This is a genomic window from Amycolatopsis plumensis, from assembly GCF_042652605.1.
GTDB classification, from domain to species: domain Bacteria; phylum Actinomycetota; class Actinomycetes; order Mycobacteriales; family Pseudonocardiaceae; genus Amycolatopsis; species Amycolatopsis plumensis.
Window position 1 is genome coordinate 5,044,075 of record NZ_JBHSJY010000001.1, and the last position, 15,739, is coordinate 5,059,813.

Consider the following 15,739-nt stretch of genomic DNA (forward strand, 5'->3'; position numbering starts at 1 on the left):
CCGTTGGAGCGCTCTATTGATTAGAGCGCTCTAATCTTGTAGCGTCCGTCACAGCAAAGTCAAGGCCGAGTTTTCCGAGATCAGGGGAGGTGCGCGTGGTCCGTCCGACCATGGAGGACGTCGCCGAACGGGCGGGAGTTTCCCGCGCGCTGGTCTCCCTGGTGATGAACAATTCACCGAAGGTCTCCGAAGCCCGGCGGGCGGCGGTGCTGCGCGCGGCCGAAGAACTCGGCTACCAGCCGCACGTGATGGCGCGGTCGTTGGCCAGCCGGACCTCGACCGTGCTCGGCGTGATGGTCAACGACCTGCGCAACGCCTTCTTCGCCGACGTCGTCGAGGGGCTCGACGCGGCCGCGCAGGCCGCGGGCTTCGACCTGATCCTCAACACCGGCGGCCGCAGTCCCACCCGCGAGTGGAACGCCCTGCACAACCTGCTTTCCTTCCGCCCGGCGGGGATCATCCTGCTTTCGCCGGTCGTTCCGGCGGCGTCGATCCAGGTCGCGGCCAAGCAGTGCCCGGTCGTGCTCGTCTCGCGGACGATCCGTGCGTCCACAGTGGACACGGTCAACGACGACGGCGAGGCGGGCTCCGCGCTGGCCGTCGACCACCTCGTCGGCCTCGGGCACCGGCGCATCGCCCACCTCGACGGCGGCGGCGCGGCCGGTGCGGCCCAGCGCCGCCGCGGCTTCGAGGCGGCGATGCGGCGGCACGGACTGGAGCCGATCGTCGTGCGCAGCGAGCACACCGACACCGGCGGGGAGAAGTCGGTGCGCGAGCTGCTGGCGACGTACTCGCGCGCCGAGCTGCCCACGGGTTTGGTGGCGGGCAACGACTTCAACGCCGTCGGGGCGATCTCGGCCCTGGAGGAAGCCGGGTTGCGCGTGCCGGAAGACGTGTCGGTCGTGGGGTACGACAACACGTCGCTGGCGGCGCTGCGGCACCTTTCCCTGACCACGGTGGACCAGCCGCGCACCGAGATGGGGCGGCTGGCCTTCGAGGCGCTCATCGAGCGCGTCCGCGGGGAGCGCACGGAGCCGGTCCGGCACCTGCTGCACCCGTCACTGGTGGTCCGCGCGACCACCGCCGAGTTTTCTGCGACAGGAGGAGCTTCACGATGAGGTTGGGACTTGCGGGCACCGGCCGGATCGGTACCGCGCACGCGGAGACGCTGAAGGGCTTCGACGAGGTCGAGTCGGTCGTGGTGGCCGACGTCGACACCGCGCGAGCCGCGTCCGCCGCCGCGAAGCTCGGCGTCGAGTCGGTTCCCCTCGGCGACCTGTTCGCCGCGGGGCTCGACGGCCTGGTCGTCACGGCGGCCACGGACGCGCACCCCGGCCTGATCATCGCGGCGGTCGACGCGGGCATCCCGGTGTTCTGCGAGAAGCCGGTGGCCGCGGACATCCCGGGCACCCTGGCGGTCATCGATCGCATCGGCGCCTCGGACATCCCGGTGCAGATCGGCTTCCAGCGCCGGTTCGACGCCGGTTACGCGGCGGCCCGGGCGGCGGTCGCGTCCGGCGAGCTGGGCTGGCTGCACACGCTGCGCGCGACGACGTTCGACCCGGCACCCCCGCCGGCGGAGTACGTCGCCCATTCGGGTGGGTTGTTCCGCGACTGCGGCGTGCACGACTTCGACATCATCCGCTGGGTGAGCGGCCGCGAGGTCGAAGAGGTGTACGCGATCGGCGCGAACCGCGGCGAGCAGTTCTTCGCCGACGCGGGCGACGTCGACACGGCGGCGGCCACGCTGACCCTGGACGACGGCACCCTGGCCACGGTGTCGCTGACCCGCTACAACGGCGCGGGGTACGACGTGCGCCTGGATGTGCTGGGTTCGGTGTCGGGTGTGGTGGTCGGCCTGGACGACCGGGCGCCGCTGCGGTCGGTGGAGCCGGGAGTGGCGCCGCTGCCGGGGCCGGCGTACCCGGGCTTCATGGAACGGTTCCGCCCGGCGTACACGACGGAGCTGAAGGCGTTCCTGGACGTCGTCGCGGGCCGGGCCCCTTCGCCGTGCGGCGCGGCGGACGCCTTGGAGGCGTTCTACATCGCGGAGGCGTGCGAGGTCTCACGGCGCGAGCGGCGTCCGGTGAAGCTGGCGGAGGTCCGCCGCTAGTTACGGCCCTGATCGCGGGGGTCACGGGCGAAGAAGTTTGCGCACCGTGCGTTCGACCAGGGTGGCGGCCTTCGGCGGGGGAGTGCGGCCGGTCGAGAGGTAGCGGTGGACGACCGCGCGCGGAATCTCGACCAGGGCGAGCACGACTTCCTCGTCCGTGGCGCCGGTGAGCGGCGGCAGGTTCAGCGTGGCGCGCTTCAGCACGTCGTGCAGTTCCTGTTCCGCTTCGGCGAGGGCCGTGACCGTTTCGGCCGACCAGTCGGCCGGGCCGAAGGCCTGCTTGCCCGCGTCGAGGACCCGGGCGCCGTCGGGGTGCTTGCGGCACCAGTGGACGACACTCGCCGCGGCCGCGACCGCCGCTTCGACGTCGGTCGCGTCGCCGAGCGCCGCCGTGAACGTGTCCTGGAAGCCGCGCAGAGTGCGGAGCCAGAGCCGCGCCAGCAGCGCCGGACGGTCCGGGAAGCGGTGGTAGATCGAGCCGTTCGGGGCGCCGGTGGCCTTCGCCGTCGCGGCCATCGTGACCGCGCGGGCACCCCCGGCGGCGAACAACGCCGCCGCGGCGTCGAGGAACTGCGCTGTGGTGTGCGTCGCGGGCCGGCCCATGTTGTAGAGGTTATGCTCTAAGAGCTTGTCTCATGTGGTGAGTTTGCGGAGTTTCTTGTAGCAGATGAGGCTGGCTCCGAGGAGGAGGAAGGCGAGGAAGTGTTCGGCTTTGCGTTCGTAGCGCAACGTGAGGCGGCGGTATCCGGTGAGCCAGGCCACGGTTCGTTCGATCACCCAGCGGTGCCGGCCGAGTTTGTCCTTGGCTTCGATGCCTTTGCGGGCGATGCGGACCTTGATGCCGCGGTCGCGGACCCAGCGGCGCAGGCCGGGCTGGTCGTAGGCCTTGTCGGCGTGGAGCTTGGCCGGCTTGCGCCGGCGCGGGCCACGGCGTGATTTGATCGCCGGGATCGCCATCACCAGCGGTTTGAGCGCGGCCGAGTCGTGCGTGTTCGCGGCGGAGACCGCGACGGCCAGCGGCAGTCCGGCGCGGTCGGACAGGGCGTGAATCTTCGAACCGGGCTTGCCGCGATCCACCGGGCTCGGACCGGTCAAAGATCCCCCCTTTTGGCCCGCACGCAGGCACCGTCCACGATCGCCCGGCTCCAGTCGATGAGGCCCTGGCTGCCGAGCTCGTCCAGCAGCGCGTGATGCAAGCGCCGCCACAGCCCGGCTTTCGTCCACTGACTGAAGCGGCGGTGCGCGGTCTGAAACGGCACCCCGAACGACGGCGGCAGATCCCGCCACGCACAACCGCTGGTCAGCACGTACACGATCGCCGTGAACACCGCACGAGCATCCACCGGCGCCGTGCCACCACCCTGCGGACGCGGCGCGAACACCGGAATCAACGGCTCCACCAACGCCCACAGCTCATCCGGCACCAACCGCAACGACAACCGATCAACCACAGCAAAGATCATCGCTCACCAGCGACCGATCACCACGTAAGACACGCTCTAATACGTTCTGGAGGACAGTCTCCAGGAAGCGAGGGCGCCACCATGGTCCGCAACGTGCACACCCGCCGGTTCCCGGGAGCCCGGGCCGAACTCGCCGGGCTGCTGGACACGCTCGGCACCCCGGGCGACCGCCTGTGGCCGGTGGCGGACTGGCCGCCGACCCGCCTCGACGGCCCCCGCGTCCCGGGCACGCCGGCCGGCCACGGCCCGGTCCGGTACGTGCTCGAGGACGCCGCCCCCGACCGGCTGCGGTTCCGGTTCACCGCGCCCGCGGGCGTCCACGGCCACCACGAGTTCACCCTCGACGGCGACGCCCTGACGCACGTCCTCGTCGCCTCCCTGCACGGCTGGGCCCGGCTGACCTGGCCGTTGTTCTTCCGCCCGCTGCACGACGCGCTGCTGGAGCAGCTGCTCGACCGGGCGGAGCTGGCCGTGACCGGGCGGGTCGAGCGGCCGGTCCGCTGGTCGCCGTACGTCCGCTTCCTGCGCGGGCTGGGCAAAATCGGCTCGCGCGGGAAGCGTCCGGACGTGAGACTGCGAGCGTGACCAGCCTGACGCCGTTGGACGAGGCCGCCTTGGCGCGGCTGCTCGAAGCCGCCGAAGCGGGCGCCGACCCCCTGGAGGTCATGCCCCCGGTCGACGGTCCGCCCGGCTGGACACCGGCGCGCCGTGAAGCGTTCCTGGCGTTCCACCGCGCCCGGTCACTCGACCCCGTGACGGCGGTGGAACGCACCTGGGTGATCGACACCGACGGCACGGCGGTCGGGGCGGCCCGCCTCGAGCCGCACGGCGACGCGGTCGAGGCCGGCATCTGGCTGGCCCGCGCCGCGCGCGGCCGCGGCATCGGCAGGCAGGTGACGGCGCTGCTGCTGGCCGAAGCCCGGGCCGGGGGCGCGGCGAGGTTCATCGCCTCGACCACGGCGGGCAACCGTGGCGCCCGCGCCCTGCTGAGCGGCGTGGGCGCGGCGCTCACCACCGAAGGGGACGAGGTCGCCGCCGTGCTGCCACTCAGGCCGTGACGCGCCAGTGCTCGACGATCCGGCCGTCCCGCAGCCGCTCGATCTGCATCTGCCGGGCCGGCTCCGGCCCGAAGCCGTGCACCAGCAAGTGCGCGGCCACGAACTCGCCGTCGGCCAGCAGGTGGACCTCTTCGAACCGCAGGTCCGGTGCCTGCCGCCGCAGGTCCTCGACGATCGGCTTCAGACCGGCCGGCCCGCGTGGCAGGTCCGGCAGGCTCGGGCTGTGGTTGACGTACCCGGGGTCGATCAGCTCGTCGAACGCGGCGAGGTCGCCGCGGTTGAAGGCGTCCAAGTAGCGGCGGACGACGTCGATGTTGGTCATGGCACCAGGCAACCAGCGCCGCGGCCGGAGCGGAAATACGCCATCTATGCTGGATGCGCATGAATGGGTTCGAGGCTTTCGTCGCGGTCGCCGAGGAACTGCACTTCGGCCGGGCCGCCGACCGGCTGGGCGTCAGCCAGCCGACGCTCTCGCGGGCGGTCGGCGGGCTCGAGCGGACGCTCGGCGTGACGCTCTTCGAACGCACCACCCGCCGCGTCGCCCTGACGCCCGAAGGCGAGGCGATGCTGCCCGACGCCCGCACCGCGGTGGCCGCGACCCAGGCGGCGCGACGCCGGGCGCGGCGCGCGGGCGGCCTGGTCGTGGTGTCCAAACCGGACGGTGACGGCGGGCTCCTGCCGGGCATCCTCGCGGCCCTGACCGAGCCCGCGGAACTGCTGTTCGCGACCACGGGCGACGAGGCGGCGGCCATGCTGCGCGACGGCCGCGCGGACGTCGCGCTGGTGGCCGCGCCCTTCGACCGCGCCGGCCTGGATGTCGAGCAGGTCGCGGCCGAGCCGCGCGTGGCGGCCCAGCCGCGCGGCCGAGAAGCGACGACGTTGCGTGAAGTGCTCGCGCGCCCGGCCGTCACGTGGCCCGGCGTGGACGAGCGGCTGGACGCCTACTACCGCGCCCGGGATCCCCGTACGGTCGTCGCCGATCCGCCGCCCGCCCGGCTCGGTCCACCCGCCAAGGACCTCGCCGAGGCGTTGCGGCTGGTCGAGCTGGGCCAGGCGGTGACGTTCGTGCCCCGGTCGGTCGCCGGCCGCTATCCCCGCGAAGGCGTTGCCTACCGCGAGTTCGACGGCCTCAGCGGGGCACGGCTGCAGGTGGCCTGGCCGGAGACCTCCCGCTCGCCGCGCGTGGCCGCCTTCGTGCGGGCGGCCACGCGCGGGCGGTGACTCAGGCGAGCTGCAGCTCCGGGGAGTACATCTCGATCCAGTGGTACAGGTCGAGCAGCCGGTCCAGGCCGATCCGCATGGCCGGGTCCATGGTCGCCGAGTCCAATTCGGACGCTCGGTGCGCCCACGCGCGGTCGACCAGGTCGAACACCTGGTGGCGCGGCTCGGCCAGGACCTCCTTGGCCTGCTGCTGCAGCGCCGCCGCGTAGCCCGGGTCCTGCGTCGACGGGTACGGGCTCTTCACGCGGTCGCGCACCGAGTCCGGCAGGACGTGCTTGGTTGCGTGCCGCAGGAGGCTCTTCTCGCGGCCGTCGAACGTCTTCAGCGACCACGGCGTGTTGTACACGTACTCCACCAGCCGGTGGTCGCAGAACGGGACGCGCACCTCCAGGCCCACCGCCATCGACGCGCGGTCCTTGCGGTCCAGCAGCATCCGCACGAACCGGGTCAGGTGCAGGTGGCAGATCGTCCGCATCCGCGCCTCCTGGGCAGACTCGCCGTCCAGGTGCTCCACGCCGGCGACCGCGGTGGCGTACTGGTCGGCGATGTAGGACTCGACGTCGAGCTTCTTCACCAGCTCCGGCGTGTACAGCGACGAGCGCTCGTCCATCATCGACGTGCGGAACGCCAGCCACGGGAACGTGTCCGCGTTGACCGCCTTCTCGTCGTGGAACCAGCGGTAGCCGCCGAACACCTCGTCGGCCGACTCGCCCGACAGCGCCACCGTCGACTCGCCGCGGATCGCCTTGAACAGCAGGTACAGCGACGTGTCCATGTCGCCGAGGCCGGCCGGGATGTCCCGTGCCCGCAGCACCGCGCGCCGCACCTCGGGGTCGGTCAGCTCGGCCGGGTTGAGCACGACGTCCTGGTGCGCGGAATTCACCATGGCGGCGACGTCGCGGACGAACGGCGAGTCCGCCGTGTCGCGCATCTCGTCCGGTTTGAAGTTCTCCTCCTGGCCGAAGAAGTCCACGGAGAACGTCCGCAGCTGCTCACCCTGCTCCGCCAGGTGCGCGGCCGCGAGCCCGGTGACGGCGCTCGAGTCGAGGCCTCCGGAGAGCAGGACGCACCGCGGGACGTCGGCGACGAGCTGCCGGTGGACGATGTCGGTCATCAGCTCCCGGACGCGGGCGACCGTGGTCTCCTGGTCGTCGGTGTGCTGCTTCGCGTCCAGCTTCCAGTAGGTACGGGTCTTGATGCCCTCGCGGGACACCGTGACGATCGTGCCCGGCTGGACCTCTTCCATGTCCTTCCACAGCGACCAGCCCGGCCGCTTGGTGAAACCGGCGAGCTCGCGCAAGCCGTCGAGGTCGACGACCTTCTTGGCCAGCGGGTTCGCCAGGATCGCCTTCGGCTCCGAGCCGAACAGCACGCCGTCGCGCGTCGGGTAGTAGTAGAACGGCTTGATGCCCATCCGGTCGCGGATCATGACCAGGCGGTCGTCGCGCTCGTCCCAGATCGCGAAGGCGTACATGCCGTTGAGGTGGTCGACGACCGCGTCGCCCCACTGCAGGTAGCCGTGCAGGACCACTTCGGTGTCGCTGTCGGTTTCCCAGGTGTGGCCGAGCTTCGTCAGCTCTTCCTTCAGTTCGGTGAAGTTGTAGGCCTCACCGCTGTAGACCATCGCGATGGCGCCGTTCGGCGTGGACACCGTCATCGGCTGACGGCCGCCGGGCAGGTCGATGATGGCCAGGCGCCGGTGCCCCAGCGCGACGTGCGTGCGGACCCACGTCCCGGAGTCGTCCGGCCCGCGGCAGGCCATGGTCCCGGTCATGGCGTCGACCACGTCCTGGCGGCGGGTGAGGTCGGCGTCGTAGGAAACCCAGCCGGCGATACCGCACATAGGTGATCCCCTCTCCCAAAGATTTGCTTAGCCGATACAACTATCGGTAACACAGGTGTAACACGCACCGAAGATCTTGTCTGCCCGAATTGCACGTTCCGCACTTGTTCGGTCACGCGTTGTGTCGCGAGTCACTCACCAACTGCATGCGGTGACATCGAGGCAAACGTTTGCGTGATCGCCGCCACCAGCCATCAAGGCGCCGTAAAGGCGTGTCAGGACCGCATCAAGAGGCCGTCAGCCGGGAGCCGGGACGAGGTTCCGGAACCGCACAGTGAACGTCGTCCGGTCCCCGAACCCGGTGACCCGTCTTGAGAGGTGCTTGTGGCCGACTTGCTCTACGCCGTGCTGCTGATCGGCGTTTTCGTGGTGCTGGCGCTGGTGCTGCGCGGCTTGGAGAAGCTGTGAGCGGCGCCGGAACCCTGGCCAACGTCGTCGGCGGGCTGCTGGCGCTGGGCTTGCTCGTGTACCTCTTCGTCGCGCTGATCAAGCCGGAGAAATTCTGATGTCCGACACGACGGCCGGGCTGATCCAGCTCGGCCTGCTCCTCGCTGCCCTCGCCGCGGTCTACCGGCCGCTCGGCGACTACCTGGCGCGCGTCTTCTCCACCGAGAAGCACCTCAAGCTCGAGAAGGGCCTCTACCGGCTCTTCCGCGTCAACCCGGACGCCGAGCAGCGGTGGCCGACCTACGCCGCGGGCGTGCTCGGCTTCTCGTTCGTCTCGGTCGTCCTGCTCTTCCTGCTGCAGCGCCTGCAGCCGCTGCTGCCGTGGAGCCTGGGCCGCGGCTCGGTGAGCCCGGCCGTCGCCTTCAACACGGCGATCTCCTTCGTCACCAACACGAACTGGCAGTCCTACGTCCCCGAGACGACGATGGGCCACTTCGTGCAGATGGCCGGCCTGACCGTGCAGAACTTCCTGTCGGCGGCCGTCGGCTTGGCCGTGGCCATCGCGGTGACGCGCGGGTTCGTCCGGGCGAAGACCGACCGGCTCGGCAACTTCTGGGTCGACCTCACGCGCGGCACGGTCCGCGTGCTGCTGCCGATGGCGTTCGTGTTCGCCGTCGTGCTGGTCGCGCTCGGCGTCGTGCAGAGCCTCAAGGCCGGTGTCGCCGTCACCCACCCCGACGGCAGCCCCGGCACCGTCGCCCTCGCCCCGGCGGCGAGCCAGGAGGCGATCAAGGAACTGGGCACGAACGGCGGCGGCATCTTCAACGCCAACTCCGCGCACCCCCTGGAAAACCCCAACGCCTGGACGAACCTCGTCGAGCTGTTCCTCATCCTCGTGATCCCGGTCAGCCTGACCCGCGCGTTCGGCACGCTGGTCGGTCACCGCCGCCAGGGGTACGTCCTGCTGAGCGTGATGGGCCTGCTGTGGGCGGCTTCGCTGGCGCTCATCTGGTTCTCCGAGGCCAACGCGGACAACCCGGCGGCGCTGGCCGCGGGCGCGAGCATGGAGGGCAAGGAACAGCGGTTCGGCATCGGGCTGACGTCGCTCTTCGCCGACACCACCACCGGGACGTCCACCGGCGCGGTCAACGGCGCCCACGACAGTCTCTCCGGACTCGGTGGCGGGGGACCGCTGCTGAACATGCTCTACGGCGAGATCTCGCCCGGCGGCGTCGGCACCGGCCTGTACGGCATCCTCGTGCTGGCGATCATCGCGATGTTCCTGGCCGGGCTGATGGTCGGGCGCACCCCGGAGTACCTGGGCAAGAAGCTCGGCAGGCGCGAGGTCACCTGCGCGGCCATCGCGATGCTGGCGATGCCGACCGTCGTGCTGCTCGGCTCGGGGATCGCCCTGCTGCTGCCGGGCACGGCGGGCGCGCTGGGCAACACCGGCGCGCACGGGCTGTCCGAGATCCTCTACGGCTACGCGTCCACCGGCAACAACAACGGCAGCGCGTTCGGCGGCCTGACCGCCACGAACGACTGGTTCCAGTCTTCGTTCGGCGTCGCCATGGCGTTCGGCCGGTTCGTGCCGATCCTCGCCGTGCTCTGCCTGGCCGGGTCACTGGCCGCCCAGCGCAAGGTGCCCGAGACCGCGGGCACCCTGCCCACCACCGGGCCGCTGTTCGCCACCCTGCTCACCGGCACGGTGGTGCTCGTCGCGGCCCTCACGTTCATCCCGGCGCTCGCGCTCGGGCCCATCGCGGAGGCACTCGCATGACCGTCGGCGCCGGGGTGTTCAGCCCCCGCCAGCTCTGGACGTCGCTCCCGGAGGCGTTCCGGAAGCTCAACCCGAAGCACCAGCTCGGCAACCCGGTGATGTTCGTGGTGTGGGTGGGTTCCGCGCTCACCACAGTTTTCGCGGTCACCGACCCGAGCGTGTTCACCGTCCTGATCGCCGTCTGGCTGTGGTTCACGGTCCTGTTCGCGAACCTCGCCGAGGCCGTCGCCGAGGGCCGCGGCAAGGCCCAGGCCGAGAGCCTGCGGCGGTCGAAGAAGGAGACCGTCGCCCGCCGGCTCACCGAAACCGGCTCCGAGGAACAGGTGCCCGGCGTCGAGCTGAAGATCGGCGACCTGGTCGTCGTCGAGGCGGGCCAGGTGATCCCGGGTGACGGCGACGTCGTCGAGGGCATCGCGACCGTCGACGAATCCGCCATCACCGGCGAGTCCGCCCCGGTCATCCGCGAGTCCGGCGGCGACCGCAGTGCCGTCACCGGCGGCACGACGGTGCTGAGCGACCGCATCGTCGTGCGGATCACCACCAAGCCCGGCGAGTCCTTCGTGGACCGCATGATCGCGCTGGTGGAAGGCGCTTCCCGGCAGAAGACGCCGAACGAGATCGCGCTGACCATCCTGCTCTCGACGTTGACGATCATCTTCCTGCTCGCCGTCGTCGCGCTGCAGCCGATGGCCCGCTACTCCGGCTCCGAGCAGTCCGTGATCGTGCTGACCGCGCTCCTGGTCTGCCTGATCCCGACCACGATCGGCGCGCTGCTGTCCGCCATCGGCATCGCGGGCATGGATCGCCTGGTCCAGCGCAACGTCCTGGCCACCAGCGGCCGCGCGGTCGAGGCCGCCGGCGACGTTTCGACGCTGCTGCTCGACAAGACCGGCACGATCACCTTCGGCAACCGCCGCGCCACCGAGCTGATCCCGGTCGGACCGTCCACACCGGACGAACTCGCCCGGGCCGCCCGGCTGGCGAGCCTGGCCGACGAAACCCCCGAGGGGCGCAGCGTCGTCGAGCTGACCGCGGAGTACGCGGCCGAGGACGAGCACGGCGAGTTCGTCCCCTTCACCGCGCAGACCCGGATGAGCGGCCTGGACATCGGAACCCGGCGCATCCGCAAGGGCGCGGCTTCCGCGGTCCGGGCCTGGGTGCGCGACAACGGCGGCGAGTTCCCCGACGAGACCGAGCGGGTGGTCGACGACATCAGCGCTCAGGGCGGAACCCCGCTGGTCGTCGCCGAAGACACGGTGGTGCGCGGCGTGATCCGGCTGTCCGACGTCGTCAAGCCCGGCATGAAGGAACGCTTCGAAGAACTGCGCTCGATGGGCATCAAGACGGTGATGATCACCGGCGACAACCCGCTCACCGCCAAGGCCATCGCCGCGGACGCCGGCGTCGACGACTTCCTCGCCGAAGCCAAGCCCGAGGACAAGATGGCGCTCATCAAGCAGGAGCAGGAAGGCGGGCGGCTGGTCGCGATGACCGGCGACGGCACCAACGACGCTCCCGCGCTCGCGCAGGCCGACGTCGGCGTCGCGATGAACACCGGTACCTCGGCGGCCAAGGAAGCCGGGAACATGGTCGACCTCGACAGCGACCCCACGAAACTGATCGAGATCGTCGAAATCGGCAAGCAGCTGCTGATCACCCGCGGCGCGCTGACCACGTTCAGCGTCGCCAACGACCTGGCCAAGTACTTCGCGATCCTGCCCGCCATGTTCACCGGCATCTACGCCCAGCTCGGCGGGCTGAACATCATGCACCTGGCCACACCGAAGTCGGCGATCCTGTCGGCGGTCGTGTTCAACGCGCTGATCATCGTCGTGCTCATCCCGCTGGCCCTGCGGGGCGTGCGGTACAAGCCGTCGTCGGCCTCGGCCCTGCTGCGCCGCAACCTGCTCGTCTACGGCCTCGGCGGGATCGTCAGCCCCTTCCTCGGGATCTGGCTGATCGACCTGCTCGTGCGCCTCATCCCCGGAATCGGGTGAACTTAGTGAACACGCTCGTCAAACAGACCTGGGCCGGGCTGCGCGTCCTGCTCGTCATGACCGTCCTGCTCGGCGTCCTCTACCCGCTGGGCGTCTGGGCCGTCGCCCGCATCCCCGGGCTGGCGGGCCCCGCCGAAGGCTCGATCGTCACGCAGGACGGCCGGGCCGTCGGCTCGTCGCTCATCGGCGTCGACCCGGTGCCCGCCGACCCCGCGCACGACCCCTGGTTCCACACCCGGCCCACGGTGGTCACCCCCGATCTGCCGTCCGGGGCGTCGAACAAGGGCCCGTACGACGAAGACCTCGTGAAGACCATCGGGGAGCGCAAGGAAGCCGTCGCGAAACGCGAAGGCGTGACGCCCGATCAGGTACCGCCGGACGCCGTGACGGCGTCGGGGTCGGGCCTCGACCCGGACATCAGCGTCGCCTACGCCGAGCTCCAGGCCGCGCGGGTCGCGCGGAACACCGGCCTGCCCCTCGACCGGGTGAAGCAGCTGATCGAGCAGAACACGAGCGGGGCGGGGATCGGCGTCCCCGGCGTGGCTGTGCTCCCGCTCAACTTGGCCGTGCGCGCGGCGGCCGGAGGGGCACACTGACAGCGTGACCACGGAGAACGCACCCGCGAAGCCGCGCCGAGGGGAGCTGAGGATCTACCTCGGCGCGGCTCCGGGCGTCGGCAAGACCTTCGCCGTGCTCGGCGAGGCGCGGCGCCGCCTGGACCGCGGCACCGACGTCGTCGTCGGCCTGGTGGAGACGCACGGCCGCGAGAAGACCGCGGCGCTGCTCGACGGCCTGGAGGTCGTCCCGCGGCGGCGCGCCGAGCACCGCGGCCGCGCGTTCGAGGAGATGGACGTCGACGCCGTCCTGGCCCGCGCGCCCGAGGTCGCCGTCGTCGACGAACTGGCGCACACCAACGTGCCGGGGTCGCGCAACGCCAAGCGCTGGCAGGACGTCGAAGAACTCCTGGAAGCCGGGATCGACGTGCTCTCCACGGTCAACGTGCAGCACCTGCAGAGCCTCAACGACGTCGTCGAGCGGATCACCGGGGTCACCCAGCAGGAAACCGTGCCGGACGAGGTCGTCCGCCGCGCCGAGCAACTGGAGCTGGTCGACATCACGCCCGAGGCGCTGCGGCGGCGGCTCGCGCACGGCAACGTCTACCCGGCCGAGCGGATCGACGCCGCGCTCGGCAACTACTTCCGCCCCGGCAACCTCACCGCGCTGCGGGAACTGGCGCTGCTCTGGGTGGCCGACCAGGTCGACGTCGCCCTGCAGCGCTACCGCGCCGAGCAGCGGATCACCGACACGTGGGAGGCGCGCGAACGCGTCGTCGCCTCGATCACCGGCGGCCCGGAGAGCGAGACGCTCATCCGCCGGGCCAGCCGGGTCGCCACCCGCGCCGGCGCCGAGCTGCAGGTGGTCCACATCCTGCGTGGCGACGGACTGGCGGGGATCAGCCCGGCCGCGATGGCCCGCTACCGCAAGCTCGCCGAGGAGGTCGGAGCGACGTTCCACACGGTCGTCGGCGACGACGTTCCCAGCGCCCTCCTCGACTTCGCCCGCGGCGTCAACGCGACCCAGCTGGTGCTCGGCACTTCGCGGCGCTCGCGGGTGGCGCGGCTGTTCGACGAGGGCATCGGCGCGGCGGTGGTCCGCCGGTCGGGGCCGATCGACGTGCACATGGTCACCCACTCCGAGGCCGGCGGGCGGCTGCGGACGGGGCTGACCGCGAGCCCGCTGGGGGTCTCGCGGCTGGTGACGGGCTGGGTGCTGGGCATCGTCTTGCCGGTGCTGGTCACCCTCGTCGGCGTCTCCCTGCCAAGCGGGCTCGACTTCGCCACGGACGTCATCGCCTACGTCCTGGTCACGGTCGTCGTCGCCCTGGTCGGCGGGCTCGGCCCGGCGCTGGTCGCGGCCGTGCTCGGCGCCGGGCTGCTCAACTTCTTCTTCACGCCCCCGCTGTACACGCTCAACGTCCACACGCCGCAGAACCTCGTGACGCTGATCGCGATGGTCGTGGTCGCGGTGCTGGTCGCGCTGGTCGTCGACCAGGCCGCGCGCCGGGCGGCGCAGGCGGCGCGGGCGCGGACCGAGGCGGCGCTGCTGGCCTCCTACGCCCGGACCGTGCTCACCCACGCGAACCCGATCGAGCGGCTGCTGGCGAAGGTGCGCGAGAACTTCGCGCTGACGTCGGTGACGCTGCTGGAGAAGCAGGACGGCGTGTGGCAGTGCGTGGCGACCGCGGGGGAGCACCCGTGCGCCGATCCGGACGAGGCCGACGCCGACATCGCCGTCACCGCCGACGTCCACCTGACCCTGCGCGGCCGGGCGCTGCCCGCCGCCGACCGGCGGGTGCTGGAAGCCGTGGCGGGGCAGGCGTTCCTGGCCCTGCGGCAGCAACGGGCCGCGGCCGCGGCGGCGCGCGCCGAGCGCAAGGCAGAGGCGACCGAGCTGCGCACGACGCTGCTCTCGGCCGTGGGGCACGACCTGCGGACGCCGCTGACGTCGATCAAGGCGTCGATCGGTAGCCTGCGTGCGGCCGACCTGGAGCTGTCCGAAGAGGACACCGCGGAGCTGATGGAGGCCATCGAGCTGTCCGCCGACCGGCTCGCCGGGCTGATCGACAACCTCCTCGACTCGTCGCGGCTGGCCACCGGCGCGGTCCGGCCGCACCTGCGCCCGGTGGGCTACGACGAGGTCGTCGCGCACGCGCTGTCCAATGTGGACAACTCGGACGACGTGGTGGTCGCGGTCGACGACCGGCTCCCGTCGGTGCTCGCCGACCCCGGCCTGCTGGAACGGGTGGTGGCGAACGTGCTGGACAACGCGCTGCGCCACGGCGCCGCGCCGGTGTCGGCCCGGGCCAGCGCGCACTCCGGGCAGGTCGAGCTGCGGATCGTCGACCACGGCAAGGGGCTGCGCAAGGGGGCCGCGGACTCGGCGTTCGCGCCGTTCCAGCGGCTCGGCGGCGACCGGGACACGACACCGGGCGTCGGGCTCGGGCTGTCGGTGGCGAAGGGGTTCACCGAGGCGATGGGCGGGACGATCCGCGCCGAGGACACCCCGGGCGGCGGGCTCACGATCGTGTTGTCCCTGCCCGCGTTCAGTGTGGAGTACGAAGAAGAGGGGGTGCGATGAGCGACCCGGGTGCCACCGTGCTGGTGGTGGACGACGAGCCGCAGATCGTGCGGGCACTGCGGATCAACCTGACCGCCCGCGGCTACAAGGTGATCACCGCGCACGACGGCACGGCCGCGCTGAAAGCCGTGGCCGAGACCAAGCCGGACGTGGTGGTCCTGGACCTCGGCCTGCCGGACCTCGACGGCACGGAGGTGATCGCGGGCCTGCGCGGCTGGACGACGGTCCCGATCATCGTGCTCTCGGCCCGCGGCGACTCGGCGGACAAGGTCGAGGCCCTCGACGCGGGCGCCGACGACTACGTGACGAAGCCGTTCGGCATGGACGAACTGCTGGCCCGGCTGCGTGCGGCGGTCCGCCGTTCGGCGGTGGCGGGCGCGGACGGCGCGGACGCGGTGGTGGACACGGCGTCGTTCAGCGTCGACCTGGCGGCGAAGAAGGTCCGCCGCCACGACGGCGTGGAAGTCCACCTGACGAAGACGGAGTGGGGCGTGCTGGAGCTGCTGGTCCGCAACCGCGGCCGGCTGGTGGCGCAGAAGCAGCTCCTGCACGAGGTGTGGGGCCCGTCGTACGAGACGGAGTCCCACTACCTGCGGGTGTACCTGGCCCAGCTGCGGCGCAAGCTGGAGCGGGAGCCTTCGCGGCCGCGGCACCTGCTCACCGAACCGGGAATGGGCTACCGCTTCGAGGTCTGACCCCCGGGTCGTGAGTGAATAACAGTGTTCTAACCCTCTTTTTC

The 15,739-nt window shown here is 71.4% G+C and carries 15 protein-coding genes; 11 read left to right on the forward strand and 4 right to left on the reverse strand.

What is annotated here, in order from left to right:
• The first annotated feature begins 95 nt into the window (after positions 1 to 95).
• Both ACFPLC_RS24405 and ACFPLC_RS24410 read left to right on the forward strand, forming a co-directional pair.
• Entirely contained in the window at positions 96 to 1,118 is a 1,023-nt protein-coding gene (locus ACFPLC_RS24405; protein WP_378235930.1) for a LacI family DNA-binding transcriptional regulator, read from the forward strand.
• On the forward strand, positions 1,115 to 2,113 hold the full coding sequence (locus ACFPLC_RS24410) for a Gfo/Idh/MocA family protein (RefSeq protein ID WP_378204518.1): 999 nt from the start codon (positions 1,115 to 1,117) through the stop codon (positions 2,111 to 2,113). Before ACFPLC_RS24405 ends, ACFPLC_RS24410 begins: the two co-directional genes overlap by 4 nt.
• Positions 2,114 to 2,134: 21 nt before the next feature.
• On the opposite strand, the gene ACFPLC_RS24415 is transcribed toward ACFPLC_RS24410, so the two are convergent.
• Together ACFPLC_RS24415 and ACFPLC_RS24420 are read right to left on the reverse strand one after the other, a co-directional pair.
• Entirely contained in the window at positions 2,135 to 2,716 is a 582-nt protein-coding gene (locus tag ACFPLC_RS24415; RefSeq protein ID WP_378204521.1) for a TetR/AcrR family transcriptional regulator, read from the reverse strand.
• Positions 2,717 to 2,746: 30 nt separating this feature from the next.
• Positions 2,747 to 3,576, reverse strand: a protein-coding gene (locus ACFPLC_RS24420) for an IS5 family transposase (RefSeq protein ID WP_378235683.1) whose coding sequence is annotated in 2 segments (ribosomal slippage) — positions 2,747 to 3,222 and positions 3,222 to 3,576 — 831 coding nt in all. Because the reading frame shifts where the segments join, the coding sequence is not laid out codon by codon here.
• Between the two features lie 81 nt (positions 3,577 to 3,657).
• Here ACFPLC_RS24420 and ACFPLC_RS24425 point away from each other — a divergent pair.
• The gene (locus tag ACFPLC_RS24425) at positions 3,658 to 4,161 is read left to right on the forward strand and encodes an SRPBCC family protein (protein ID WP_378193715.1); all 504 of its coding nucleotides are present in this window, start codon (positions 3,658 to 3,660) and stop codon (positions 4,159 to 4,161) included.
• Positions 4,158 to 4,634, forward strand: a complete 477-nt coding sequence (locus tag ACFPLC_RS24430) for a GNAT family N-acetyltransferase (protein WP_378193712.1) — start codon at positions 4,158 to 4,160, stop codon at positions 4,632 to 4,634. The genes ACFPLC_RS24425 and ACFPLC_RS24430 overlap by 4 nt, the downstream gene beginning before the upstream one ends.
• Here ACFPLC_RS24430 and ACFPLC_RS24435 read toward each other — a convergent pair.
• Entirely contained in the window at positions 4,624 to 4,956 is a 333-nt protein-coding gene (locus tag ACFPLC_RS24435) for an ester cyclase (RefSeq protein ID WP_378193709.1), read from the reverse strand. The genes ACFPLC_RS24430 and ACFPLC_RS24435 overlap by 11 nt on opposite strands.
• A gap of 59 nt (positions 4,957 to 5,015) precedes the next feature.
• On the opposite strand from ACFPLC_RS24435, the gene ACFPLC_RS24440 reads away from it, so the two are divergent.
• Complete coding sequence (locus tag ACFPLC_RS24440; protein ID WP_378193706.1) at positions 5,016 to 5,855, forward strand: LysR family transcriptional regulator; 840 nt, start codon at positions 5,016 to 5,018, stop codon at positions 5,853 to 5,855.
• Between the two features lies 1 nt (position 5,856).
• Here ACFPLC_RS24440 and asnB read toward each other — a convergent pair whose 3' ends face one another.
• Positions 5,857 to 7,698 (reverse strand): asparagine synthase (glutamine-hydrolyzing), encoded by a 1,842-nt coding sequence (gene asnB / locus ACFPLC_RS24445; protein WP_378193703.1) that lies wholly within the window; start codon positions 7,696 to 7,698, stop codon positions 5,857 to 5,859.
• A 404-nt stretch (positions 7,699 to 8,102) separates the two neighbouring features.
• Here asnB and kdpF point away from each other — a divergent pair, with 404 nt between their 5' ends.
• From kdpF to ACFPLC_RS24475, 6 genes are read left to right on the forward strand one after another with little or no spacing between them, the layout of a single operon-like run.
• Positions 8,103 to 8,204, forward strand: a complete 102-nt coding sequence (kdpF, locus tag ACFPLC_RS24450; RefSeq protein ID WP_354808571.1) for a K(+)-transporting ATPase subunit F — start codon at positions 8,103 to 8,105, stop codon at positions 8,202 to 8,204.
• Positions 8,204 to 9,865 carry a potassium-transporting ATPase subunit KdpA gene (gene kdpA / locus ACFPLC_RS24455; RefSeq protein WP_378193698.1) on the forward strand — a complete coding sequence of 554 codons (1,662 nt, stop codon included), beginning with the start codon at positions 8,204 to 8,206 and terminating at the stop codon, positions 9,863 to 9,865. The genes kdpF and kdpA overlap by 1 nt, the downstream gene beginning before the upstream one ends.
• The gene (gene kdpB, locus ACFPLC_RS24460) at positions 9,862 to 11,862 is read left to right on the forward strand and encodes a potassium-transporting ATPase subunit KdpB (RefSeq protein ID WP_378193695.1); all 2,001 of its coding nucleotides are present in this window, start codon (positions 9,862 to 9,864) and stop codon (positions 11,860 to 11,862) included. The genes kdpA and kdpB overlap by 4 nt, the downstream gene beginning before the upstream one ends.
• A gap of 5 nt (positions 11,863 to 11,867) precedes the next feature.
• On the forward strand, positions 11,868 to 12,458 hold the full coding sequence (locus tag ACFPLC_RS24465) for a potassium-transporting ATPase subunit C (RefSeq protein WP_378193692.1): 591 nt from the start codon (positions 11,868 to 11,870) through the stop codon (positions 12,456 to 12,458).
• A 4-nt stretch (positions 12,459 to 12,462) separates the two neighbouring features.
• The gene (locus ACFPLC_RS24470; RefSeq protein WP_378193689.1) at positions 12,463 to 15,000 is read left to right on the forward strand and encodes a sensor histidine kinase; all 2,538 of its coding nucleotides are present in this window, start codon (positions 12,463 to 12,465) and stop codon (positions 14,998 to 15,000) included.
• A complete protein-coding gene (locus tag ACFPLC_RS24475) occupies positions 14,997 to 15,695 on the forward strand; it encodes a response regulator (protein ID WP_086837952.1) in 699 nt (232 codons plus the stop codon). Before ACFPLC_RS24470 ends, ACFPLC_RS24475 begins: the two co-directional genes overlap by 4 nt.
• Positions 15,696 to 15,739 lie beyond the last annotated feature (44 nt).